Genomic DNA, 22915 nt, shown 5'->3' with positions numbered 1-22915 from the left:
TGCGGGGCAGGGCAATACCGGGGAGCTAAAAAGACAAAAACCGCCAGTTGGCGGTTTTTGTCACAACGGGGTCTATCAATGCTCAAACATGGCAGAGATGGACTCCTCGTTGCTGATACGGCGAATGGCTTCGGCCAGCACGGTGGACAGGGTCAGTTGCTTGACCTTGCCGACGGCTTTCATCTCGGCGGTGAGCGGGATGGAGTCGGTGATGATCAGCTCATCGATGACCGAATTCTTGATGTTTTCCACGGCGGAGCCGGAGAAGACCGGGTGGGTCGCATAGGCGAACACACGCTTGGCGCCACGCTCTTTCAGCGCTTCGGCCGCCTTGCACAGGGTGCCACCGGTATCGATCATGTCATCGACGATGATGCAGTCGCGACCGGCCACGTCACCGATCAGGTGCATGACCTGGGAGACGTTCGGGCGGGGACGACGCTTGTCGATGATGGCGATGTCGGTGTCATCCAGCAGCTTGGCGATGGCACGGGCACGCACCACGCCGCCGATGTCCGGCGATACAACCACGGGGGATTCGAGATTCTTGGACATCATGTCTTCGAGCAGCACGGGGCTGCCGAACACGTTGTCTACCGGGACATCGAAGAAGCCCTGGATCTGCTCGGCATGCAGGTCAACGGTCAGCACACGGTCCACACCCACGCTGGAGAGGAAGTCGGCGACAACCTTGGCGGTGATGGGTACACGGGCGGAACGGACGCGGCGGTCCTGACGGGCATAACCAAAGTAGGGGATAACGGCAGTGATACGGCCAGCTGAAGCACGACGCAGTGCATCCACCATGACGATCAATTCCATCAGATTGTCATTGGTCGGGGCACAGGTGGATTGAATGATGAAGATATCGCCACCACGTACATTCTCGTTGATCTGTACGCTGATCTCACCGTCGCTAAAGCGACCTACGGCAGCGTTGCCGAGTTTGATAAACAGGCGATCTGCGATCTTCTGGGCTAGTTCCGGCGTTGCGTTACCAGCAAACAGCTTCATGTCAGGCACGGTTTGAAACCTCGGGGTTGCATCCAGTTTGTGGAGGGTCTGTTTGGACCCATATCGTTCTTTGGCAAACGATTCATAGCGATGACGGGCGAGGTCACCACAGGTTGTCAGCGGTCGGGATTGCAGTCAGCTATCGGTGATGGGAGGTCATCGAGGCGAAAACGGGGCGTTTGACGAGAATGCACTCTTCACACTTCCCGGACCGTCATCGATTGCCTGTCTCATTCACCAAGAGAATGGCTGGGGTACTAGGATTCGAACCTAGGGATGGCGAGATCAAAACCCGCTGCCTTACCGCTTGGCGATACCCCAATCACTGACTTGTTGCAAAGTGGCGAAGAGTGGTGATATGTTCTCGCCCTTGGCGACAAACCCATCCCAGCCTTCCGGCACCTTTGCCAACACCTTCCGAGCAGCCTTTTCGTCTTCAAATTGAGCAAAGACGCAGGCTCCAGTGCCCGTCATTCTTGACGGCGCGTATTCTAGCAACCAGCCGAGCGCATTGGCAACCTCGGGGTGGCGCTTTTTCACCAGTGACTCGCAATCGTTTTTCCACTCCCCGTCCAGCAGGTTGTGCAATGCCATCTTGGGGGTATTTCTCGGCAGGTCCGGATCCTGGAACACGGCGGCCGTCGCCACATGGCAATCGGGTTTGAGCACCAGATACCAGGCGCTCGGCACCTCGACCGGTTGCAGTCGCTCACCCACCCCCTCCGCGAAGGCCGCTCGTCCACGCACGAACACCGGTACGTCGGCACCGAGCTGCACGCCAAGCTCCGCCAGTTCATCTTCGCTCAAACCAGCCTGCCAGAGATGATTCAGGGCCGCCAGGGTGGTGGCCGCATCCGACGAGCCGCCGCCGATGCCGCCCCCCATGGGCAGCACCTTCTCCAGCCGGATATGGGCCCCTTGCGGACTTTGCAACCGCGCCTGCAGCAGGCGGGCGGCACGGATGATGAGGTTCTGCTCATCGGGCACCCCCGGGATGGCGGGGCTCAGGGTGAGCAGACTGGTGCCCTCGAGGGGCTCGAACGTAAGCCAGTCGCCGTGACTGAGGAAGATAAACAGGGTCTGCAGCTCGTGATAACCGTCAGCGCGGCGACCATTGACGTGCAGGAAGAGATTCAGCTTGGCGGGAGCGGGCCAGCGGATGGCCTGGTGTCGGGATGGTTGCTCCATCATGGCACCAGATTCCATTGGTTGATCTGCAGCTTGAGGCGGCTGCCCTGACCGGTCATGGTCAGCAGGTGGGGCAGGCGATAGCCGGCCTGATCCCGATAGTCGCCGTAGACGATCTGCCACTGGCCGTCCCGCACCGAGGCCAGGCTGGCGTCGGGGTTGAGTTCAAACTCGGCCTGACCGGGCAGCCCCTTGATCCATTCGGGCAGCCCTTTCACCGGGATGTTCCAGCCGGTGAGCTGGTAGACAAGCGCCTCGGCATCCTCGCTGCGATGAGTCTTGCCGTCGTTGTCGATGAGGGTCACCTCGCCCCGGGTGCGGGAGAGCTCCAGGATATGGGTGCCGATAATGCTGCTGAGATTGAGGCGATAGTCGTCCCCATTCTGCTGCCAGTTGAGGCGGGCGCTGCCTTTCTGCTGGGGGGTGATGATGGCCATCTTGCCAGACAGCTGCCAGTGATCGAGGCGCTCGAGGCGGGCCCGCTCCTGCTGCCAGTTGACCTGATCCCGCTGGGGGGAGGTGGTGGTACAGCCAGCCAGCACCAGCAGGCAGGCGAGAGAGAAGATGCGCAAGAACAAGGTCAGGCTCCGGACAAGGAATTTGCCACAGTATAAGGGGCGGCCGTATCGCTTTTAAAGACTTACCCTTTCTCGTACAATTGACGGCCTTTACACCCTGTGCACGAAATGATCGCCACCCACTCATGAGTCTGCTTGCCCTCGGAATCAACCACAACACCGCCAGTGTCGCCTTGCGGGAGCGGGTCGCCTTTGGCCCGGACTGCATCGATCGCGCCCTGCGTGAGCTGGTGGATCAACCCGGCGTCAGCGAGGCGGTGATCGTCTCCACCTGCAATCGCACCGAGCTCTATTGCAGCCTGGAGCAGGGAGAGGGGGAGCAGGTGCTGCACTGGTTGCAGCGCTTCCACCAGCTGGATGCGGCCGAGGTAGTCTCCGCCATCTACCGCCACCAGGATGAGGAGGCGGTACGTCACCTGATGCGGGTCGCCTGCGGCCTCGACTCCCTGGTGCTGGGGGAACCCCAGATCCTGGGGCAGATCAAGCAGTCCTACGCCCATGCCCAGCAAGCCGAGGCGGTTAAAGGTTCGCTGGAGCGACTGTTCCAGAAATCCTTCTCCGTGGCCAAACGGGTACGCACCGATACCGAGATCGGCGCCAGCGCCGTGTCGGTGGCCTTCGCCGCCGTGAGTCTGGGACGGCGCATCTTCTCCGATCTTTCCCAGACCAAGGTGCTGCTGGTGGGGGCGGGGGAGACCATTGAACTGGTGGCCCGCCATCTGCGCGAGCAGAACGTCACCCAGATGATGGTGGCGAACCGCACCCTGCAGCGGGCCCAGCTGCTGGCTGAGGAGTTCGGTGCCCAGGTGATGACCCTGGAGGAGATCCCGGACTACCTGCACGAGGCGGACATCGTCATCAGCTCCACTGCCAGCCCCTTGCCCATCATCGGCAAGGGCATGGTGGAGCGGGCCCTCAAGGCGCGCCGCTTCAAGCCCATGTTCCTGGTGGATATCGCCGTGCCGCGGGATATCGAGGCGGAAGTGGACGAGCTGCCGGATGCCTATCTCTACACGGTGGACGACCTGCAGGGGATCATCGAGCAGAACCTCGAGACCCGCAAACGGGCCGCCGCCGAGGCCGAGCTCATCGTGCAGGAAGAGCGTGACGACTTCATGGGCTGGTATCGCAGCCTGCACTCGGTGGATCTCATCCGCGATTATCGCCACCAGTCCCAACAGGTGGCCGACGAGGAGCTGCAACGGGCCCTGCTGGCGCTGCAGCAAGGTGAAAATGCCGAGCAGGCCCTCAAGGCCATGGCGCACCGCCTCACCAACAAGTTGATCCACGCCCCGACCCAGGCCCTGCGCCAGGCAGCCGCCCAGGGGGATGTCCACAAGCTGTCCCAGCTGCGTCAGGTGCTGGGATTGTCACAAGAGTCATAGTTGCGGGCTGGCCAGCCGGCCGTCCCGTCCTCCATCGAGAAACCGAGATTTATGAATCCGTCATTGATCAGAAAGCTGGAAGGCCTCATCGAGCGCCACGAAGAAGTACAGGCCCTGCTCGGCGAACCCGGCGTGGCCTCGGATCAGGACAGATACCGTGCCCTGACCCGGGAATATGCCCAGCTCGAAGACATCGTTCACGCCTTCCAGCGCTTCCGCCAGGCCGAAGAGGATCTGGAGACCACCAAGCTGATGCTGGAGGAGGATGACGCCGATCTGCGGGAGATGGCCCAGGAGGAGCTGCCGCTCGCCAAGGCCGCCTTCGAGGAGCAGGAGCAGGCACTGCAGGTGATGCTGTTGCCCAAGGATCCCAAGGATGACAACAACTGTTATCTGGAGATCCGGGCCGGCGCCGGTGGCGACGAGGCGGCCATCTTCGCGGGGGACTTGTTCCGCATGTATTCCCGCTACGCCGAACGCCAGGGCTGGCGCGTCTCCATCGTCAGCTGCAACGACGGCGAGCACGGCGGCTACAAGGAGGTGATCGCCAAGGTGGATGGCGAGCGCGTCTACGGTCGCCTCAAGTTCGAGTCCGGCGGTCACCGGGTGCAGCGGGTGCCGGAAACCGAATCCCAGGGCCGGGTGCACACCTCCGCCTGTACTGTCGCCGTGCTGCCGGAAGTGCCGGAAGCCGAGCAGATCGAAATCAATCCGTCCGAGCTGAAGATCGACACCTTCCGCGCCTCCGGGGCCGGTGGCCAGCACGTCAACAAGACCGACTCCGCCATCCGCATCACCCACCTGCCCACCGGGCTGGTGGTGGAGTGCCAGGACGAGCGCTCCCAGCACAAGAACCGCGCCAAGGCGATGTCGGTGCTCTCTGCCCGTCTGCAGGCGGCCGAGGATGAGCGCCACCGCGCCGCCGAGCAGAGCACCCGTCGCAACCTGGTGGGCTCCGGCGATCGCTCCGAGCGCATCCGTACCTACAACTACCCCCAGGGACGTCTCTCCGAACACCGCATCAATCTGACCTTGTACCGGCTTGGGGAGATCCTGGAGGGGGATCTGGATTGTGTCATCACCCCACTGGTGCAGGAATACCAAGCGGATCAGCTTGCCTCTCTGGCAGACAACAGCTGATGCAAATTCAGCAGGCGAGAACCCACATCATGACGGTATTGGCCGGGGGCGAATCCCCCCGCGCCGATGCCGATGCGCTGCTCTGCCACCTGCTGGGGTGCCGGCGCAGCTACCTGATGACCTGGCCGGAGCGTGAGCTTGATGCCGATCAGCAGGCAACCCTGCAAGGCTGGCTGGAACGGCGCCTGGCCGGGGAACCCATCGCCCATCTCGTCGGCGAGCGGGAGTTCTGGTCCCTGCCGCTGAAAGTGAGCCCGGCGACCCTGATCCCGCGCCCGGACACCGAGGTGCTGGTGGAGCAGGCGCTGGCCCGCCTGCCGGCAGGCCCCTGCGCCGTGCTGGATCTCGGCACCGGCACCGGCGCCATCGCCCTGGCGCTCAAGTCAGAGCGGCCCGATGCCGATGTCTGGGCGGTGGACAGGATGCCGGAGGCGGCGGCCCTGGCCCGCCACAACAGCGCGGCCCTGGGGCTGCCTATCCAGGTGCGGGACGGCAGCTGGTTCGAGCCGCTGCAAGAGGCGCCGCACTTTGCCATGATCGTCTCCAACCCCCCCTATATCGATGGGGCAGATCCCCATCTCGATGAAGGGGACGTACGCTTCGAACCCCGCTCCGCCCTGGTGGCGGACGAGCAGGGGTTGGCGGATATTCGCCTCATCGTGGCGCAGGCAAGGGCCCATCTGCTGCCCGCTGGCTGGCTCTTGCTGGAGCACGGCTGGGAGCAGGGGAACGCGGTGCGTCAACTCCTGCTGCAACAGGGCTACCAGCAGGTAGCCACGGTGCGGGATTACGGGGATAACGACAGGGTGAGCCTGGGGCAGTGGCCCGGTGAAGGGGCACCCGACTCACACATTGGTAAGGAAAAGTGATGTATTTTGCGCTCAAACATCTGCATCTGGTGCTGATCGCGGCGGCGGTGCTGATGTTTATACTGCGGTTTTACTGGGTGCAGACCGGCTCTGGCCGTGCCTACAGCGGTCAGGTCATGAAGCTTGCGGGCTGGTTGAACGGCCTGGTGGTGCTCTCTGGCGTGCTGTTGTGCATGGTGCTGGATCTCAATCCCCTCAACAATGGTACCCCCTGGCTCAGCGAGAAGCTGACCTCAGTCCTGGTGGTGGCGTTCCTGGCCATGATGGCGCTGCGTCTGGCACGCAGCAACGCCATCCGCTGGTTCGCCTTTCTGGGGGCCCTGGGGTGGATCTTCTTTATCGCCAAGCTCGCTGTCCTGAAACAGGCCAGCCTGTTCGGCTAGGAATGACGAAGATGATGCGTGTGGATGAATGGACCGACTTCGAGGCCCATGATCTGGCCGAGCTGGCGCTGTGCGTCAGCGACGAGATCCAGGGCGGTCGTCGGGACGGTGAGGCACAGCTGGCCTGGCTCGACGCCTGGCTCGACGAGGCGATAGCCCCGGGGGACTGCGACGAGGTGCGCCGCCAGCTGCTGGCCGGTTTTTACCAGACCCTGGGCTTTCAGGGGGACTGGCAGGACTATTTCTCGAGCGAAAACTGCGATCTCGCCAAGGTACTGGCGCGGCGCAAGGGTATACCGGTGAGCCTGGGCATCCTCATCATCCAGCTGGGTCGCAAGATTGGCCTGGATGTGGAGGGGATCTGCTTCCCCGGCCACTTCCTGGTGAGTTTTGCCGGCAGCGAAGGGGAGGTCTATGTGGACCCCTTCAATGGCGATGAGCTGAGCCTGCATCGCATCGAGCTGCTGCTGCGCGGCGCCCTCGGCAACCTCGCGACCCTGAGCGACGATCTGCTGCAACCCTCCGGCCAGTGGGAGATCATCGAGCGGCTGCTCAACGTCAGCAAGGGAGCCTTGCTGCGGGAGGAGCGGATGACGGAGGCGCTGCGCTGCAGCGAGCTGCTGCTGCGCATGAAGCCGGGTGATCCGCTGGAAACGCGGGATCGGGGTTTCATCTACGAGCAGCTCGACTGCCCCCGTTTCGCCGCCGACGATTTCGAATACTTTATTGAACAATGCCCGGACGATCCCGTGGCCGACGTGTTGAAGACACAGCTGGCCGCCCTGGATCTGAGCCCCAAGCCCCTCCATTGAGCGCGCTTGGCAACTGAAACAGAAGCACTCATACACCATGCCTCTTCACCTAAGGAAGCCTGAGATGGAACAGAAAAATATCAAGGTCAACGACATCGACGTGGCCAATGACAAGCCGTTCGTGCTGTTTGGCGGCATGAATGTGCTGGAGTCCCGCGACATGGCGATGGCCGTGTGCGAGAAGTATGTCGAGGTGACCACCAAGCTAGGCATTCCCTTCGTGTTCAAGGCGAGCTGGGACAAGGCGAACCGCTCCTCCATCCACTCCTACCGCGGCCCGGGTCTGGAGGAGGGGATGAAGATCTTCCAGGAGCTGAAAGCCACCTTCGGCATGCCGGTCATCTCGGATCTGCACGAAGTGCATCAGGCCAAGCCGGTCGCCGAGGTGGTGGATGTCATCCAGCTGCCCGCCTTCCTGGCGCGCCAGACCGATCTGGTGGAGGCCATGGCCCGCACCGGCAACGTCATCAACATCAAGAAGCCGCAGTTCCTGAGCCCGAGCCAGATGAAGAACATCACCGACAAGTTCGAGGAGTGCGGCAACGATCGCCTGATCCTGTGCGAGCGCGGCGCCAACTTCGGCTACGACAACCTGGTAGTGGACATGCTGGGCCTCGGGGTGATGAAGAAGACCACGGGTGGCTACCCCGTCATCTTCGATGTGACCCACTCCCTGCAGTGCCGGGATCCGCTGGGTGCCGCCTCCGGTGGCCGTCGTGATCAGGTGACCGAGCTGGCCCGTGCCGGCATGGCCGTCGGCCTGGCTGGCCTGTTCATCGAATCCCACCCGGATCCGAAGAGCGCCCGCTGCGATGGCCCGAGCGCCCTGCCGCTGGACAAGCTGGAAGGCTTCCTCAAGCAGATGAAGGCCATCGACGATCTGGTCAAGGGGTTCGAGCCGCTGGATACCTCAGCCTGACGCGCACGCCTTGCCGACAAATGCCCCGCCATGCGGGGCATTTTTATATCCGCGTCATATCAAAAACATCCTCATTAAGGTCTCAAATAAATCATTGACCAGACACTTATGTGTTTCCGTGGTGTTAATGATGTTAAATATATTGTGTGATTGATGTCCCGAAACTGCTTCTTATAACGTGTGAAAGTGCCGCCGTTGGAATGGCGAAATGGCATGAAACGGGCGAGAGGTATTAATTACCTCGCCCCGGATCCTTGCACGCGTTTTTTGCCATCGCCCGTGTCAATTAATTAACAGGACGTTGAGCATGCACAAGAAAATATTAAGCAGCCTCTACTTTCAGGTGATATTGGCCATCACCGTCGGAGTATTGCTGGGACACTTCTACCCGAGCCTGGGCGCCGATATGAAACCCCTTGGCGATGGCTTCGTGAAATTAATCAAGATGATCATCGCCCCGGTGATTTTCTGCACCGTGGTGACCGGGATCGCCGGCATGGAGAGCATGAAGGCGGTCGGCAAGACCGGGGCCATCGCCCTGGTCTATTTCGAGGTGGTGAGCACCCTGGCGCTGGTCATCGGCCTGTGCGTGGTGAATCTGCTGCAGCCCGGGGCCGGCATGAACGTGGATCCGACGTCCCTGGATGCCAGCGCCATCTCGGCCTATGCGGAGCAGGCGAAGTCGCAGGGCATCATTCCCTTCCTGCTGGACGTGATCCCCGCCAGCGTGATCGGTGCCTTCGCCAGCGGCAATATTCTGCAGGTGCTGTTATTTGCGGTGCTGTTTGGCTTCTCTTTGCACCATATCGGCGAGAAGGGAAAACTGATTTTCAATATGGTGGACAGTTTCTCCCAGGTTATTTTCGGGATCATCAACATGATCATGAAATTGGCACCGGTGGGAGCATTTGGCGCCATGGCATTTACCATAGGGAAATATGGCATCGGCTCTCTGGTTCAATTGGGACAATTGATAGCGAGTTTCTATCTGACCTGTTTGCTGTTTATTTTCCTGGTGCTCGGCAGCATTGCCAAAGCCAATGGTTTCAGCATCTTGCGTTTTATCGCCTATATCCGGGAAGAGTTGCTGATCGTGCTCGGCACCTCCTCGTCGGAATCCGTGCTGCCACGCATGCTGGTGAAGATGGAGGCGCTCGGCTGCAAGAAGTCGGTGGTGGGCCTGGTGATCCCGACCGGTTACTCCTTCAACCTGGACGGCACCTCCATCTATTTGACCATGGCGGCGGTGTTCATCGCCCAGGCAACCAATACCCCGCTGGATCTGTTCCACCAGATCACCCTGCTGGTGGTGCTGCTCATCTCCTCCAAGGGGGCGGCCGGGGTTACCGGCAGCGGCTTCATCGTGCTGGCGGCGACCATCTCGGCGGTGGGGCATCTGCCGTTGGCCGGGCTGGCGCTGATCCTCGGGATAGATCGCTTCATGTCGGAGGCGCGGGCCCTGACCAACCTCATTGGCAACGGGGTGGCAACCCTGGTGGTGGCTCGCTATTGCGATCAGCTGGACGAGGGGCAGATGCAGGCGGCGCTGGCCAAGCCTGCTGCGGTACCGGCCGCTACCCCAATGCTCGATCGGCAAGCCTAGGGGCGACGAGGGGCTTTATCGAAACGGGTGTGGATCGCCCATAAAAAAACGGCCCTGATGGGCCGTTTTTCATGGTCACTTGACCGCAGAGGCTATTACAGGCTCTGGGTGAAGGTACGGGTGACCACGTCACGCTGCTGTTCCGGGGTCAGGGCGTTGAAGCGCACTGCATAGCCGGAGACGCGGATGGTCAGCTGCGGGTATTTTTCCGGGTTGGCGATGGCATCTTCCAGGGTTTCGCGGCGCAGCACGTTGACGTTCAGGTGCTGGCCACCTTCCACCACGGGTTCGGTCTGCACCGGCAGTTCACGGTATTCGAATTGACCCAGGTCAGACAGGGACACTTCCTGGTCGGCGGTGAAGCTGTCGCCCTTGGCGCAGATGCAACGGGCCTGTTGCTTCTCTTCGTCCAGCAGCCAGAAAGAGTTCAGCAGAGCGGCGTTGGCGGACTGGGTGATTTGGATGCCCTTGATCATGGTATGACTCCTCATAGGAAGGGGTTTCAATGGTAAGGAGATACCCCTGATGTTTTTAAACCACCTCGGCAGCGGGATGATTTAAAGGGGGCTTGCCTTACACCTTTACTTCGTTGGGGTCATATATACCACGGAGGTAATAATACGAAAATTGATCTAAATCAAAAAATACGTGAATAGCGCCGTGTGAATGACATTAAATAATTGAGTTTAATCAAAAATATATCATTTTTATGATTTCGTAAGATATATGGATTATGCATTTTATATTTCTCAAATCTAGTAATTTAACTACATCTTTTCGGGTTTTTTGTTGCCGGGATGGCGCCCCATCGGGCAAACACGTGGCCAAGGTGGTCAGGGCGCAGGGATGACAGGGCCTATTCGGGCCAAAATCTATCGATATAAAAGATGGTATCTCTTCTTGTCTATCGTTTAACTGGATGGATTTTGGGGCGAAAGAGAGGCGGATCCCTGTCTGGGCGGGGCCTGTGTTGTCCGGCCACGGTTGCGTCCGCACTCCTTGCCCCCTATTCTGGGCCCCTCGTTTGCGTCCGGGGCCTGCGTGTGTGCACGGGGCGCCCTGGACCGGGTATTTGGGGTATTGAAGAGGAGAGTTGCGTGCAGACCTGGACTGATGTGATTGGATCCGAGAAGGAGCAAGACTATTTCAAGGCGACCCTGGCGAGCGTCAGGAGTGAGCGGGAGGCGGGCAAGGTGATTTATCCCCCCGCTACCGAGGTATTCAACGCCTTCAAGCTGACCGAGCTGGACCAGGTCAAGGTGGTGATTTTGGGTCAGGATCCCTATCACGGCCCGAACCAGGCCCACGGCCTCTGCTTCTCCGTGCTGCCCGGGGTGCGCACGCCCCCCTCTCTGGTCAACATCTACAAGGAGATGCAGCGGGATCTGCCAGGATTTGTCACGCCCAACCACGGCTTCCTGGAGTCCTGGGCCACACAGGGCGTCCTGCTGCTCAACACCGTGCTGACGGTGCAGGCCGGCATGGCCCACTCCCATGCACATCTGGGCTGGGAGACCTTCACCGACAGAGTCATCGAGCAGGTCAACGCCAGCTGCCAGGGGGTGGTCTTCCTGCTGTGGGGATCCCATGCCCAGAAGAAGGGGCGCTTCATCGACAGGCAGCGCCACCACGTGCTGAGTGCGCCGCACCCGAGCCCGCTCTCCGCCCATCGCGGCTTCATCGGCTGCGGCCACTTCTCCGAGACCAACCGCCTGCTGGATGCGCAGGGCAAGGCGCCCATCGACTGGCTCTCGGTCTGCTCGGCGCCCAGCGCCGGTTGAGGATGGCCACGGGTCTGTGACGATGGCCGGCGGCTTGGCTGACTGGGTGGCTAGATGCCTGGTGTGAGGTCGGGTCAACGAGGGGAATTGTCTGCGCCAGATTTGATTGAGTGCAAAGTTGGCGCAATAAATGACCGTATACTCGAGCAAGAACCTTCATCTACCGAGCGCAAGGAGTGCCCATGTTATCCAGTTTGCACAAGGATCACCTCAACATCGCCAAGCTGCTGCAGCTGCTCAAGTACAAGCTTGTCGCCATTCGCGGCGAGCAGCCCGTCAGCTACTTCCTGATCCGGGATGTGGTGGACTATCTGCGAGAGGTGTCTGACAAGGTCCATCACCCCAAGGAGGACATGATTTACGACTACTACCTGAAGTACAGGGTGGTGGAGGGGGAGGTGGCGAACCGCCTGCATGAGGAGCACGCCAGGCTGATGGAGGCGGGCACCGAGCTAAAAGAGATGGTGGAGATGATCCTGATGGATGCGGTCATCCCGCTGGATCAGTTTACTACCCGCCTGGAGCAGTTCATCGATCAGCAGGAGGCGCACATGAACTATGAGGAGGGGGTTATCTTCCCTCACCTGCGCAGCTCCCTGACCGAGGATGACTGGCGCCACCTGGAGCAGCTTTGGCACAACAAAGCGGACCATGACCCCCTGTTCGGGGCCGAAGTGAGCCAGCACTTCCAGGCCCTGGCCAAGCAGCTCTCCCAGCCGCTCTCATCCTGAGCCCCGACAGAAACGACAACGCCCCGACTGTTGCGGGGCGTTTTGTTATGGGGTCTCGCTGGCTGCGCGTGGCTCAGAGCTCCAGATCGTCCGAACCTTCATAGGCGATATCGATGGACTGCAACTCCTTTTGCAGGCGGTGCTTGTCTTTGAGCGCCTCGATCTCGCGCCATTTGCGTTTTTTTCCCGATGTCCCGCGGCTACGTGAACCCAGCTCAACGACCTCGTCAAAATCGAAGTTGAACATGTCCATGGCTCCCTCCTTGGTTTTATGGTTGTCACCATCCGTATAACACGGTGACATTGAAAATAAAACGTTTTTGTGACGACCTTGTGACAACTGAATAAGGCCCATAAAAAAACCGGGCAGCCCTTGCGGGAGCCCGGTTTTTTTCGGGGGGATGCGGCGTCAGTCGTCGAGGGGATCGCTCCTGTTTTTCGGTGTGAAAACAGCGACCTGGCGACGAGCGGGGGACGCGCTCCTCCTTACAGACGACCGGCCAGCATGGTTTCCAGCTTGCCCTGATCGACGGCGAACATGCGGATGCCTTCACCCAGCTTCTCGACCGCCATGGCGTCCTGGTTCAGCTCCCAGCGGAATTCGGCTTCGGTCATGGGGGTCGGTTTGGCCTTGCGCTCACCGGTGTAGTTCAGCTTGCGAACCACGGTGCCTTCGGCCTTGCTCAGCTCTTCCAGCAGGGCCGGGCCAATGGTCAGGCGATCGCAACCAGCCAGCTCGAGGATCTCGCCGGTGTTGCGGAAGCTCGCACCCATCACCACGGTCGGGTAGTCGTGCTGTTTGTAGTAGTCGTAGATGGCGGTGACGGAAACCACGCCCGGATCTTCGCTCGCGGTGTAGTCACGGTTGTGCTTGGCCTTGTACCAGTCGAGGATGCGACCGACGAAGGGGGAGATCAGGAAGGCGCCGGCTTCGGCACAGGCACGGGCCTGGGCGAAGGAGAACAGCAGGGTCAGGTTGCATTGGATGCCTTCTTTCTCCAGCACCTCGGCGGCGCGGATCCCTTCCCAGGTGGAGGCCAGCTTGATCAGGATGCGATCATTGCTGATGCCGGCTTCGTTGTAGAGGCGGATCAGCTTGCGGGCCTTGGCGATGCTGGCCTGGGTATCGAAGGAGAGACGGGCATCCACTTCGGTGGAGATGCGACCCGGTACGATTTTTAGCACTTCCAGACCGATGTTGACCGCCAGCTTGTCGCCCGCGTCGATGATTTGCTGTGCCTTGTCCTGGCTCTGGGATTTGGCCCAGCTGATGGCGTCGTCGATCAGTGCCGCATACTCGGGGATCTCGGATGCCTTCAACACCAGGGAGGGGTTGGTGGTGGCATCGATGGGCTGGTAGCGCTTGATGGCTTCGATGTCGCCGGTGTCGGCAACTACCGTGGTCAGGGCTTTCAGCTGGGTCAATTTATCGGCCATAGCAAATATCATCTCTTTATGCGGGAGCGATCCCGGGGTGGCGGGCGTGAGACGGCAGCTCTGAAATTAAATTACAGGATATCGACGGCTCAGGCTCAGAAAAGCACGATGGACAGGGCCCATCGCCATTGCCTGCCTAATTAATACGGATGTGGCGCATCCTGCAATAGGGGGGGGTGTATGCTTCTCGCGCAGTTGTGGCAAGCGAGGTCGAAGATGAGTGCTAACCATCTGATTAATGGTGGTTTTAACGAATTTCATCCTGGCGGGTTGCAGGCTGAATAAATACAAATTTTTTGGTTGATTATCAAATCTGTTAAGTCGGTCACATAAATACTTTCATCAACCACTTGAAATTTTATTACGTGTAAAACGTTTTGCGTTACAGCCGGTTTGGCCCGCCTCCCTGCAGGTAAACGCTTGTCTCCCGCCCACCGCAGCTCAGCTCAGTGCGTCTCTCCCCAAGGGGGAATTGCGACAGGTATCCTTTTGGCGCTAACTTGTCGATGGATGAATTGCACACCAAAATTTGTTGAAAATTTGCGTGCTAAATGAAGCTTTATTGGGTCAAATCGTTCGTTTTTTGTCTTTGTAGTGAACTGAATCACTATTCCGAACCGTCTCCCTATGCTAGATTCCGCCCCTTTAGCGAAAAGCTAATTCCAACATAGACAGAGAGCGGTCAGCGCAGACTGACCATGGATGTGATAACAACAACGAGAGAATTATGGACACCTTGATCGCAATGATTAACGACCTGATGTGGGGAGCCGTGCTCATCTACCTGCTCATCGGGGTCGGGATCTTTTTCACTTTCCGCCTGGGGTTTATCCAGGTTCGCCACTTCGGCCACATGTTCTCGGTACTGCGCAACAGCCGTAAATCCGACAAGGCCGGCATCTCCTCCTTCCAGGCCCTGTGCACCAGTCTGGCGGCACGGGTCGGCACCGGCAACCTGGCTGGTGTGGCCGTCGCCATCTATCTGGGTGGCCCTGGCGCCATCTTCTGGATGTGGCTGATCGCTTTCATCGGCATGGCAACGGCCTTTGTCGAGAGCACCCTGGCCCAGCTCTACAAGGTCAAGGATGAGGACGGCAACTACCGTGGCGGCCCGGCCTACTACATGGAGCGCGGCCTTGGCATGCGCTGGATGGGGGTGGTTTTCTCCCTCTGTCTGTTGCTGGCGTTCGGTCTGGTGTTCAACGCGGTGCAGGCCAATTCCATCAGCCTGGCCATGAACGTGGCCTTCGGCATTCCCGACTGGGTGAGCGGTCTGACCCTGGTGGTCCTCTCCGGTCTCATCATCTTCGGCGGCATTCGCGGCATCGCCCGCTTCGCCGAGCTGGTGGTGCCCTTCATGGCGATGGCCTACATCCTGATGGCGCTGTTCGTGGTGGTGATGAACATCACCGAGCTGCCCCATGTGTTCGCCCTCATCATCAAGTCGGCATTTGGCATCGAGCAGGCGGGGTCTGGCGCCATGGGGTATGCGATCTCCCAGGCGATGATCAACGGCATCAAGCGCGGTCTCTTCTCCAACGAGGCGGGCATGGGCTCGGCGCCGAACGCTGCCGCTACCGCCACTCCCTATCCGCCGCACCCGGCCTCCCAGGGTTATGTGCAGATGCTGGGGGTCTTCCTCGATACCATCGTCATCTGTACCTGTACCGCAGCCATCATCCTGATGTCCGGCCAGTTTGAACCGGGCTCCGGGGTGACCGGGGTCGAGCTGACCCAGCGTGCGCTCTCCTCCCAGATCGGGGGCGGTGGCAACATCTTCATCGCCGCGGCCATCTTCTTCTTCGCCTTCACCTCCATCGTCGCGAACTACTCCTACGCCGAGACCAATCTGGTGTTCCTCGAGCACAACCACAAGGGCGGCCTGATGCTGTTCCGCATGTTCGTGCTGGGCATGGTGATGTTCGGTTCCGTGGGCGAGCTGCCGACCGTGTGGGCGCTGGCGGACGTTTCCATGGGGATGATGGCCATCGTCAACCTGGTGGCCATACTGCTGCTCTCCGGGGTCGCCATCAAGCTGGCCAAGGATTACAACGATCAGCTCAAGCTGGGCCGGTTGCCGACCTTCGATGCCAACAAGTACCCCGAGCTGCGCAGCCAGCTGGAAGAGGGGATCTGGGACAATCCTCCCAAGAACAAGCAGGCCTGAGTGCCGCGCCGTTCAAAGGCAGAATGAACAAGGGGAGCATTGGCTCCCCTTTTTTTACGCTGGCTGGCCGATGGCGGCCCCGATCATCAGGTTCCCCAGACTTCACAGTGAGCACACGCAACCGGTTTAGGATGGTGTCACTGCCTGCCGTCGAGGCGGCAATCCAAACCGATAGAGAGGAGAAGCGCATGGAACAACGACTGGGGATGAACTGGCTGGCCCTGACCAGCTTGCTGTGGGCCGGTCTGGCTCAGGCTGGTACCGGGCAGGAGGCACTCAAGGCCTCGGTGGACGAGGCCATAGCGCCGGTGCTTTCACAGTATCGGATCCCGGGGATGGCGGTAGCCCTGCTCAAGGACGGTCAAACCCATCTCTTCCACTATGGCCTCGCCAACAAGGAGGCGGGTATTCCGGTCGATGAGCAGACCCTGTTCGAGATAGGATCGGTCAGCAAGACGCTCACCGCGACGCTGGGGGCCTATGGGGTCGTCGGTGGCCATTTTGGACTGAATGACCCGGTGAGCACGCTCGATCCTGCCCTCAAGGGCAGCGCCTTTGATCGGGTGACCATGGGGCAGCTTGCCACCTACAGCGCCGGCGGTCTGCCCTTGCAATTCCCGGATGAGGTGAACTCAGATGCCAGCATGCAGGCTTACTATCGACAGTGGTCGCCCGCCTATCCGGCCGGTACCCATCGCCAATATTCCAATCCCAGCATCGGCCTGTTCGGCCATCTGGCGGCTCGCAGCCAGGGGAGCGCCTTCGAGCAACTGATGGAGCAGACCCTGTTGCCCCAGCTTGGTCTCAGCCACACCTATCTCAGGGTACCCGAGGCGGCCATGGCGCACTATGCCTTCGGCTATGACAAGGCTGACAAGGCCATCCGGGTCAATCCCGGCATGCTGGCCGCCGAGGCTTACGGCATCAAGACCTCGGCGCGGGATCTGCTCCGCTTCGTCGAGGCGAATATGGCCGAGGAAAGCAGGGCCGGGACGAACGAGGCCGGGCAGCCGGGCGAGCGGTTGCAGGCCGCCATTTCCCTGACTCACACCGGCCTCTATTCGGTGGGGCCCATGACCCAGGGGCTGGGCTGGGAGATGTATGACTACCCGCTGAGCCTGGAGACCCTGCTGGCTGGCAACAGCAACGACATGGTGTTAAAGCCCCAGCCGGTGACCCCTGTGCTCAAGCCCGCTCCGGCGAAGGCGAGTACCCTCTTCAACAAGACGGGTTCCACCAACGGCTTCGGTGCCTACGTGGCCTTCGTGCCTGCCAGGGGGATAGGCATCGTCATGCTGGCCAATCGTAACTACCCCAACGAGGTGCGCATCCAGACCGCTTACCGGATACTGCAACAGCTGGACAAGTAGAACGCGCAGACAGGTCCCCTTGGGCGAGCGAAGTGAACACGCTGGCGCCCACGGCAAGGTCCCGCGTGTCAACGGGGCACCTCGAGCCCGTGACCGCCGTGCGGGTCGTGGCGCCGGCATCGCAAAGGGGGAGCCACCGGCTCCCCCTTTGTTTTTCAGCTTCAATTGCGTTGCTGCGTTGTGGTTCAGGTCGGACTGGCCGACGTTGTGCCTATGTGAGAGGCCTGACGGCTGAGGCCGGTTGCCGTGACCTCGGGGCGTTGTGGCCTGGCCCCCAGGTATTGCATGATGCCGGCGGCGGCCTGGCGCCCCTCGGCCATGGCGGTCACCACCAGGTCGGCACCCCGGACGGCGTCGCCCCCGGCGAAGATCTGCGGGTTGCTGGTCTGGAAGGCGAAGGGGGCTGCCTGGGAGGTGGCGATCCTGCCCCAGCGATCGAGACGCACCCTCTGGGCTTCGAGCCAGGGCAATGGATGAGGGTTGAAGCCAAAGGCGATCAGCACCGCATCGGCTGGCATCAGGAACTCTGAGCCCTCGATCACCACGGGACGGCGGCGGCCGGCAGCATCGGGGTCTCCCATGCGGGTGCGCTGCATGCGGATACCACAGACGGCACCCTGTTCATCGGTTTCAATGGCAACAGGCTGCACATTGAACTCGAATTCGGCCCCCTCTTCCCTGGCGTTTTTCACCTCCTTGCGCGAACCCGGCATGTTGGCTTCATCCCGGCGATAGGCGCAGGTGACGCGGGTCGCCCCCTGACGCAGCGCCGTGCGCACGCAATCCATGGCGGTGTCGCCGCCTCCCAGTACCACCACCTGTTGGCCTGCGAGATCGAGATAGGGTTCGTCTTGGGGCTGGGGCAACTGCATCAGATGACGGGTGCTGGCCATCAGGTAGGGCAGGGCGGCATGGACGCCCGGCGCCTCTTCGTTGGGAAGGTTGCCTTTCATGGCGCTGTAGGTGCCCACGCCGACGAAGACCGCATCGAATTCGCGCAGCAACCGGGCGAGGTGATCGTGACCCACCTCGACGCCCAGCCGAAACTCGACTCCCATCTCCGTCAGTAGCTTGCGGCGGCGGCTCAGCACCTCCTTGTCGAGTTTGAACGCCGGGATGCCGAAGGTGAGCAGGCCGCCTATCTCCGGATGGCGATCAAACACCACGGGCGAGATGCCGTTGCGCACCAGGATGTCGGCGCACCCCAGCCCGGCAGGCCCAGCCCCTATGATGGCCACCCGCTTGCCGGTCGGTTGCAGATAGGAGAGATCCGGTCGCCAGCCGAGCGCCAGCGCCTGTTCGGTGATGTAGCGCTCGAGCGCCCCGACCGTCATGGATCCCGACTCCTCCTTGAGGGTGCAGGCCCCTTCGCACAGGCGATCCTGGGGGCAGATGCGGCCGGTGATCTCGGGCAGGCTGTTGGTCTGGTGGGAGAGCTCCACTGCCTCCAGGATGCGCCCCTCGCGAGCCAGCTCAATCCAGTGGGGGATCCGGTTGTGCAGGGGACAACGCCATTCGCAGATGCTGTGGTCGCCGCAGCCGAGGCAGCGCTGCCCCTGCTGGCTGGCCTGCTCGGCCGTGTAGGTGGGATAGAGCTCGGTGAAGGTGGTTTTACGTAGATTGAGGGGGATCTTGGCGGGATCGCAGCGAGGGGCGGTACGCGCCAGCTGGTCGCGCTTGTGGTTAAAGGGGGGGGGTCTTTCCCCAGTGGCGCTGCATTGCTGACGTTGCCGACGCAGCCGTGCGAGCGCCGCGTCGTCCATCAGTTGCAGGGCCTCGCTCGGGCAGGCCGCCACGCAGGCCGGACCCTGTTCACGCCCCTCGCACAGGTCGCATTTGTGGGCCACATGGCGTTGGCTGCCAGCCTGGGGGGCCATTCGCATGGCGCCAAACGGGCAGGCGAGCACACAGCTCTTGCAGCCGATGCAGCGCTCGAGGAGCACTTGGACGCCCCCGTTGCGTTGAATGATGGCCCCGCTGGGGCAAGAGGCGGCGCAGGGAGCCTCGTCACAGTGACGGCAGAGGGCGGCGGTGCGCAGCGCCTGATGGCGGATCACCTGAAGGCGAGGGTGAAAGTCGGCGGCAGCGGCGACGTGCTGCTCCCCATTGTGCGCCATCACGCAGGCCACTTCACAGGCGTGGCAGCCGATGCAGCGGCTGGCATCGGCCAGGACAAATTGGTTCATATCTGGATAGGCCTATAAATTAGAAACGCTGTTTTATAGTTTATCCATTATAAAGGAAGGGGAAATGCCAAACCGGGATACGGGCGACAGAATCGTACATGGCGGGAGGAGTGCGACAGGATGTAACACCGGGAGCCTTGGCTCCCGGTGTGGTCAGTATTGTTCTTCCATCCAGGCTTCCAGGATGAGCTGGGCGGAGACCCCGTCCACGCTGCCCTTGTCCAGCGCCTTGTAGCCGCCGCGCTCGAACAGGCGAGCACGGGCGTCGGTGGTGGTGAGGCGCTCGTCCTTGAACTCCACCGGCTTGCCGAAGCGGCCGTGCAGGCGATTGCCGAATTTGCGGGCGCGCACCGTGATCTCCTGCTCGGTTCCATCCATGTTGAGCGGCAGACCCACCACCAGCAGGTCTGGCTGCCACTCCTTGAGCAGCTTCTCGATGTCATCCCAGTTGGGGATGCCGTCGTTGGCCTTGAGGGAACGAAGGGGCTGCGCGGTGCCGGTCAGCTCCTGACCGATGGCGACACCGATACTCTTGGTGCCGTAGTCAAAGCCCATGATGCTGCGTGATGACATGAGAGTCCTCGAAACTGGGGTACATGAATAGGCGTTCTGACTTCCCTGAAAGCAGAGGGAAGTCAGGACGGCCCGGGGGCTTAGCTGTGTCCCACCTGGCTGGAGAGGTGCAACGGATTGATGCCGATGCTGGCGGCGGCTTGTTGCCAGCGCTGGTGGATGGGGGTGTTGAACACCAGATCCGCGTTGGGGGGGATCACCAGCCAGGCGCCATCCACCAGCTCCTGTTCGAGCTGACCTGCGCTCCAGCCGGCGTAACCCAGGGCTACCAGCCAGTGGCTGGGGGCCTCGTCGGTACCGAGCGTCTCCAGGATGTCCTTGGAGGTGGTGACCATCATCTCGTCGCTCACCTGCAGGGTGGAGCTGAAACCGGGGCGGAAGCTGTGCAGCACGAAGCCTCGATCCGCGTGAACCGGCCCCCCCTGCAGCACCGGCTGCTTCATCTGGGTGGTGTCGGGGGGATTGAGCTTGAGCTTGGTCAGCATGGTATCCAGGGACATGTCGACCGGAATATTGACCACCAGCCCCATGGCCCCCTCGCTGCTGTGCTCGCACAGGTAGACGAGAGAACGTTCGAAGTAGGCATCCGTCAGGCTCGGCATGGCGAGCAGGTAGTGATTTTGCAGTGTTTGCATAGATATCAAATAGTGCAAAGGTATTTGGGGTGATTATGGCAGTTAGGGGCGGTGGGCAAAACCGCTTTTTCACGGCAAGGGCCAGCGTGGCCGAAAGCCTGTGTCCTGGCGCAATGAACACAGGGGCCGCGCGGGCCCCTGTTAGGTGGGAGATCCCTTACTTGCCGAGGCGACGCTCGATGGCGTCCATCAGCATGCCGGTGATGGAGACGTCGAAGGCCGCCTCAATTTCGCGGATGCAGGTCGGGCTGGTGACGTTAATCTCGGTCAGCCGATCGCCGATGATATCCAGACCGACGAAGATGAGGCCCTTCTCTTTCAGGGTGGGCCCGACGGCGCGGGCGATGGCCCAGTCCGCTTCGCTCAAGGGGCGCGCCTCGCCGCGGCCACCGGCCGCCAGGTTGCCACGGGTCTCCCCTTGCGCCGGGATGCGGGCCAGACAATAGGGAACCGGTTCACCGTCCACCACCAGCACCCGCTTGTCGCCGTCCTTGATGGCGGGCAGATAGGTCTGGGCCATGCAGTACTGGCTGCCGTGCTCGGTGAGCGTCTCGATGATGACGCCGACGTTGGCATCATCTTCCTTCATGCGGAAGATGGAGGCGCCACCCATGCCGTCAAGGGGTTTGAGGATCACATCCTTGTGCTGGGCGTGGAAGGCACGCAGCTTGTCGGCGCGACGGGTCACGAGGGTGGTGGGGGTGTGCTCGGCAAACCAGGCGGTGTAGAGCTTCTCGTTGGCGTCACGCAGGCTCTGGGGCTTGTTGACGATGAGGGTACCCTCGTCCTCGGCCCGCTCCAGCATGTAGGTGGCGTAGATGAACTCGGTGTCGAACGGCGGATCCTTGCGCATCAGGATCACGTCCAGGGTGGAGAGGGGCTGATCCACCACCTCGCCCAGTTCGAACCAGTTGGCGTAGTCGTACTGCACCTTGAGGGGGCGCATGGTGCCGAAGGCGCGGCCCGCCTCCATGTAGAGATCCGACATCTCCAGATAGAAGAGCTCGTAGCCGCGTTTTTGTGCCTCTTCGAGCATGGCGAAGCTGGAGTCTTTCTTGATGTTGATGGCCGAAATGGGGTCCATCACGATGCCGAGTTTGATGCTCATCCGAAATTCCTTCTGTGGCTCGATTGGGTTGTAGGGGCGATTAGCGAAGCGTAATCGGCCGTTTGAGGCTGCAATCGTTCGATGATGCCGCCACGCGGCTTATCGACGCTGCCCGATGGCATTAGGCGAGATCGCCAAAGCGGCACTGCAGCGCCGTGATGGCGGTCAGGGCGGCGGTTTCGGTGCGCAGCACCCGTGGCCCCAGCAACATCTCCTTGAACTCTTCCTGCACGGTACGGGCGATCTCATCGCTAGACAAGCCCCCTTCCGGGCCGATCAGCAGGCGCACGCCATGTTCGGGTACCGGCAAGGTGTTGATGCTGTATTCGGCGCGCGGGTGCAGGTTGAGCTTGAGCTCTTTCGTCTCTTCCGCCAGCCAGGCATCCAGCTCCATGGGCATGCGCACCTCGGGCACCACGTTGCGGCCGCACTGCTCGCAGGCGCTGATCACCACCTTCTGCCACTGCTCGCGCTTCTTCTCCAGCCGATCCGCCGGCAGCTTGACGCCGCAGCGCTCGGAGAAGAGCGGGGTGATGCAGGTGACGCCGAGCTCCACGGATTTCTGGATGGTGAAGTCCATCTTGTCGCCACGGCTGATCACCTGGCCCAGATGAATGGCGAGCGGTGACTCCACCGACTGGGTCTCGCAACTGTCGATATGCACTTCCACCGATTTCTTGCCGACGCTGGCGATGGTGGCGGGGTATTGGTGGCCGTCGCCATTGAACAGCTCGAGGGGTTGGCCCGGCTGCATGCGCAGCACCCGGCCGATGTGGTTGGCGCCGTCTTCCGACAGGGCCAGGGTCTGACCGACCTGCAGGGAGGCCGGCTCATAGATACGTGGAATGCGCATGCTGTCTATTTGTCTCTTGGCTGACGCTTGAATGGTTCAGTCTGCTGTCAAACAGCCATTTCATGGTTCAAATGAATCAATAAATCATCATTAGGTAGCATGAAACAGGGTTGTAGATGGCGCCATGAGCCCGCTGGCAGCCGGTCGCGCCCGGAGGGCACCACGGCTGACGAGGGAGGGCCT

22 protein-coding genes and 1 tRNA gene are annotated in these 22915 nt (G+C 61.1%); 11 read left to right on the top strand and 12 right to left on the bottom strand.

The genetic code is table 11. The features are described 5' to 3' along the window. Nucleotides 1-75 precede the first annotated feature (75 nt). The 4 genes from ABNP46_RS15395 to lolB form a co-directional block, all read right to left on the bottom strand. Entirely contained in the window at nucleotides 76-1023 is a 948-nt protein-coding gene (locus ABNP46_RS15395) for a ribose-phosphate pyrophosphokinase (RefSeq protein WP_349918973.1), read from the bottom strand. Between the two features lie 237 nt (nucleotides 1024-1260). Beyond that, a tRNA-Gln gene (locus tag ABNP46_RS15390) sits at nucleotides 1261-1335 on the bottom strand. Further along, complete coding sequence (gene ispE / locus ABNP46_RS15385) at nucleotides 1315-2205, bottom strand: 4-(cytidine 5'-diphospho)-2-C-methyl-D-erythritol kinase (RefSeq protein ID WP_434476154.1); 891 nt, start codon at nucleotides 2203-2205, stop codon at nucleotides 1315-1317. The genes ABNP46_RS15390 and ispE overlap by 21 nt, the downstream gene beginning before the upstream one ends. Next, nucleotides 2202-2786, bottom strand: coding sequence for a lipoprotein insertase outer membrane protein LolB (lolB, locus tag ABNP46_RS15380; protein WP_349922511.1), 585 nt, complete (start codon nucleotides 2784-2786; stop codon nucleotides 2202-2204). The genes ispE and lolB overlap by 4 nt, the downstream gene beginning before the upstream one ends. A gap of 119 nt (nucleotides 2787-2905) precedes the next feature. On the opposite strand from lolB, the gene hemA reads away from it, so the two are divergent. The 7 genes from hemA (at nucleotide 2906) to ABNP46_RS15345 (ending at nucleotide 9891) form a co-directional block, all read left to right on the top strand. Continuing rightward, the gene (gene hemA / locus ABNP46_RS15375) at nucleotides 2906-4165 is read left to right on the top strand and encodes a glutamyl-tRNA reductase (RefSeq protein WP_349918969.1); all 1260 of its coding nucleotides are present in this window, start codon (nucleotides 2906-2908) and stop codon (nucleotides 4163-4165) included. A 51-nt stretch (nucleotides 4166-4216) separates the two neighbouring features. Beyond that, nucleotides 4217-5305: a peptide chain release factor 1 gene (gene prfA, locus ABNP46_RS15370; protein ID WP_349918968.1), complete on the top strand. Its 1089-nt coding sequence runs from the start codon at nucleotides 4217-4219 to the stop codon at nucleotides 5303-5305. Then, complete coding sequence (gene prmC, locus ABNP46_RS15365) at nucleotides 5305-6174, top strand: peptide chain release factor N(5)-glutamine methyltransferase (RefSeq protein ID WP_349918966.1); 870 nt, start codon at nucleotides 5305-5307, stop codon at nucleotides 6172-6174. The genes prfA and prmC overlap by 1 nt, the downstream gene beginning before the upstream one ends. Further along, entirely contained in the window at nucleotides 6174-6557 is a 384-nt protein-coding gene (locus ABNP46_RS15360; protein WP_349918964.1) for a SirB2 family protein, read from the top strand. The genes prmC and ABNP46_RS15360 overlap by 1 nt, the downstream gene beginning before the upstream one ends. A gap of 11 nt (nucleotides 6558-6568) precedes the next feature. Next, complete coding sequence (locus ABNP46_RS15355) at nucleotides 6569-7369, top strand: SirB1 family protein (protein ID WP_349918962.1); 801 nt, start codon at nucleotides 6569-6571, stop codon at nucleotides 7367-7369. A gap of 64 nt (nucleotides 7370-7433) precedes the next feature. Then, the gene (kdsA, locus tag ABNP46_RS15350; RefSeq protein ID WP_349918961.1) at nucleotides 7434-8288 is read left to right on the top strand and encodes a 3-deoxy-8-phosphooctulonate synthase; all 855 of its coding nucleotides are present in this window, start codon (nucleotides 7434-7436) and stop codon (nucleotides 8286-8288) included. 307 nt (nucleotides 8289-8595) lie between these two features. Further along, the gene (locus ABNP46_RS15345; RefSeq protein ID WP_349918959.1) at nucleotides 8596-9891 is read left to right on the top strand and encodes a dicarboxylate/amino acid:cation symporter; all 1296 of its coding nucleotides are present in this window, start codon (nucleotides 8596-8598) and stop codon (nucleotides 9889-9891) included. 95 nt (nucleotides 9892-9986) lie between these two features. Here ABNP46_RS15345 and grcA read toward each other — a convergent pair whose 3' ends face one another. Beyond that, the gene (gene grcA / locus ABNP46_RS15340; protein WP_349918957.1) at nucleotides 9987-10367 is read right to left on the bottom strand and encodes an autonomous glycyl radical cofactor GrcA; all 381 of its coding nucleotides are present in this window, start codon (nucleotides 10365-10367) and stop codon (nucleotides 9987-9989) included. Nucleotides 10368-10988: 621 nt separating this feature from the next. Here grcA and ung point away from each other — a divergent pair. Both ung and ABNP46_RS15330 read left to right on the top strand, forming a co-directional pair. After that, complete coding sequence (gene ung / locus ABNP46_RS15335; protein ID WP_349918956.1) at nucleotides 10989-11672, top strand: uracil-DNA glycosylase; 684 nt, start codon at nucleotides 10989-10991, stop codon at nucleotides 11670-11672. 182 nt (nucleotides 11673-11854) lie between these two features. Further along, the gene (locus ABNP46_RS15330) at nucleotides 11855-12403 is read left to right on the top strand and encodes a hemerythrin domain-containing protein (RefSeq protein WP_349918954.1); all 549 of its coding nucleotides are present in this window, start codon (nucleotides 11855-11857) and stop codon (nucleotides 12401-12403) included. A gap of 73 nt (nucleotides 12404-12476) precedes the next feature. Here ABNP46_RS15330 and ABNP46_RS15325 read toward each other — a convergent pair whose 3' ends face one another. Further along, nucleotides 12477-12656 carry a DUF3545 family protein gene (locus tag ABNP46_RS15325; protein WP_349918952.1) on the bottom strand — a complete coding sequence of 60 codons (180 nt, stop codon included), beginning with the start codon at nucleotides 12654-12656 and terminating at the stop codon, nucleotides 12477-12479. Nucleotides 12657-12889: 233 nt separating this feature from the next. Continuing rightward, nucleotides 12890-13840: a transaldolase gene (tal, locus tag ABNP46_RS15320; RefSeq protein ID WP_349918950.1), complete on the bottom strand. Its 951-nt coding sequence runs from the start codon at nucleotides 13838-13840 to the stop codon at nucleotides 12890-12892. Nucleotides 13841-14567: 727 nt separating this feature from the next. On the opposite strand from tal, the gene ABNP46_RS15315 reads away from it, so the two are divergent. Together ABNP46_RS15315 and ampC are read left to right on the top strand one after the other, a co-directional pair. Continuing rightward, complete coding sequence (locus ABNP46_RS15315; protein WP_349918948.1) at nucleotides 14568-16007, top strand: alanine/glycine:cation symporter family protein; 1440 nt, start codon at nucleotides 14568-14570, stop codon at nucleotides 16005-16007. A 188-nt stretch (nucleotides 16008-16195) separates the two neighbouring features. Further along, a complete protein-coding gene (ampC, locus tag ABNP46_RS15310; RefSeq protein ID WP_349918947.1) occupies nucleotides 16196-17377 on the top strand; it encodes a class C beta-lactamase in 1182 nt (393 codons plus the stop codon). A gap of 185 nt (nucleotides 17378-17562) precedes the next feature. Here ampC and aegA read toward each other — a convergent pair whose 3' ends face one another. From aegA to rsmE, 5 genes are all read right to left on the bottom strand, one after another. Further along, nucleotides 17563-19563, bottom strand: coding sequence for a formate-dependent uric acid utilization protein AegA (gene aegA / locus ABNP46_RS15305; RefSeq protein WP_434476153.1), 2001 nt, complete (start codon nucleotides 19561-19563; stop codon nucleotides 17563-17565). 153 nt (nucleotides 19564-19716) lie between these two features. Beyond that, nucleotides 19717-20136, bottom strand: a complete 420-nt coding sequence (ruvX, locus tag ABNP46_RS15300; RefSeq protein ID WP_349918945.1) for a Holliday junction resolvase RuvX — start codon at nucleotides 20134-20136, stop codon at nucleotides 19717-19719. An 80-nt stretch (nucleotides 20137-20216) separates the two neighbouring features. Then, nucleotides 20217-20771, bottom strand: a complete 555-nt coding sequence (locus tag ABNP46_RS15295; RefSeq protein WP_349918943.1) for a YqgE/AlgH family protein — start codon at nucleotides 20769-20771, stop codon at nucleotides 20217-20219. 157 nt (nucleotides 20772-20928) lie between these two features. Further along, the gene (gshB, locus tag ABNP46_RS15290) at nucleotides 20929-21879 is read right to left on the bottom strand and encodes a glutathione synthase (protein WP_349918941.1); all 951 of its coding nucleotides are present in this window, start codon (nucleotides 21877-21879) and stop codon (nucleotides 20929-20931) included. 121 nt (nucleotides 21880-22000) lie between these two features. Further along, nucleotides 22001-22732, bottom strand: coding sequence for a 16S rRNA (uracil(1498)-N(3))-methyltransferase (gene rsmE, locus ABNP46_RS15285; RefSeq protein WP_349918939.1), 732 nt, complete (start codon nucleotides 22730-22732; stop codon nucleotides 22001-22003). Nucleotides 22733-22915: the final 183 nt, after the last annotated feature.

Source organism: Aeromonas veronii (genome assembly GCF_040215105.1).
GTDB classification, from domain to species: domain Bacteria; phylum Pseudomonadota; class Gammaproteobacteria; order Enterobacterales; family Aeromonadaceae; genus Aeromonas; species Aeromonas veronii_G.
Note: the sequence above shows the minus strand (reverse complement) of the source record. Positions and strands in the feature narration are given on the sequence as shown.

Coding starts and splice junctions, on each gene's coding strand:
- ispE (WP_434476154.1), bottom strand. CDS start 2,205: ATGATGGAGCAACCATCCCGACACCAGGCCATCCGCTGGCCCGCTCCC.
- hemA (WP_349918969.1), top strand. CDS start 2,906: ATGAGTCTGCTTGCCCTCGGAATCAACCACAACACCGCCAGTGTCGCC.
- prfA (WP_349918968.1), top strand. CDS start 4,217: ATGAATCCGTCATTGATCAGAAAGCTGGAAGGCCTCATCGAGCGCCAC.
- prmC (WP_349918966.1), top strand. CDS start 5,305: ATGCAAATTCAGCAGGCGAGAACCCACATCATGACGGTATTGGCCGGG.
- ABNP46_RS15360 (WP_349918964.1), top strand. CDS start 6,174: ATGTATTTTGCGCTCAAACATCTGCATCTGGTGCTGATCGCGGCGGCG.
- ABNP46_RS15355 (WP_349918962.1), top strand. CDS start 6,569: ATGATGCGTGTGGATGAATGGACCGACTTCGAGGCCCATGATCTGGCC.
- kdsA (WP_349918961.1), top strand. CDS start 7,434: ATGGAACAGAAAAATATCAAGGTCAACGACATCGACGTGGCCAATGAC.
- ABNP46_RS15345 (WP_349918959.1), top strand. CDS start 8,596: ATGCACAAGAAAATATTAAGCAGCCTCTACTTTCAGGTGATATTGGCC.
- grcA (WP_349918957.1), bottom strand. CDS start 10,367: ATGATCAAGGGCATCCAAATCACCCAGTCCGCCAACGCCGCTCTGCTG.
- ABNP46_RS15330 (WP_349918954.1), top strand. CDS start 11,855: ATGTTATCCAGTTTGCACAAGGATCACCTCAACATCGCCAAGCTGCTG.
- ABNP46_RS15325 (WP_349918952.1), bottom strand. CDS start 12,656: ATGGACATGTTCAACTTCGATTTTGACGAGGTCGTTGAGCTGGGTTCA.
- tal (WP_349918950.1), bottom strand. CDS start 13,840: ATGGCCGATAAATTGACCCAGCTGAAAGCCCTGACCACGGTAGTTGCC.
- ABNP46_RS15315 (WP_349918948.1), top strand. CDS start 14,568: ATGGACACCTTGATCGCAATGATTAACGACCTGATGTGGGGAGCCGTG.
- ampC (WP_349918947.1), top strand. CDS start 16,196: ATGGAACAACGACTGGGGATGAACTGGCTGGCCCTGACCAGCTTGCTG.
- aegA (WP_434476153.1), bottom strand. CDS start 19,563: ATGAACCAATTTGTCCTGGCCGATGCCAGCCGCTGCATCGGCTGCCAC.
- ruvX (WP_349918945.1), bottom strand. CDS start 20,136: ATGTCATCACGCAGCATCATGGGCTTTGACTACGGCACCAAGAGTATC.
- ABNP46_RS15295 (WP_349918943.1), bottom strand. CDS start 20,771: ATGCAAACACTGCAAAATCACTACCTGCTCGCCATGCCGAGCCTGACG.
- gshB (WP_349918941.1), bottom strand. CDS start 21,879: ATGAGCATCAAACTCGGCATCGTGATGGACCCCATTTCGGCCATCAAC.
- rsmE (WP_349918939.1), bottom strand. CDS start 22,732: ATGCGCATTCCACGTATCTATGAGCCGGCCTCCCTGCAGGTCGGTCAG.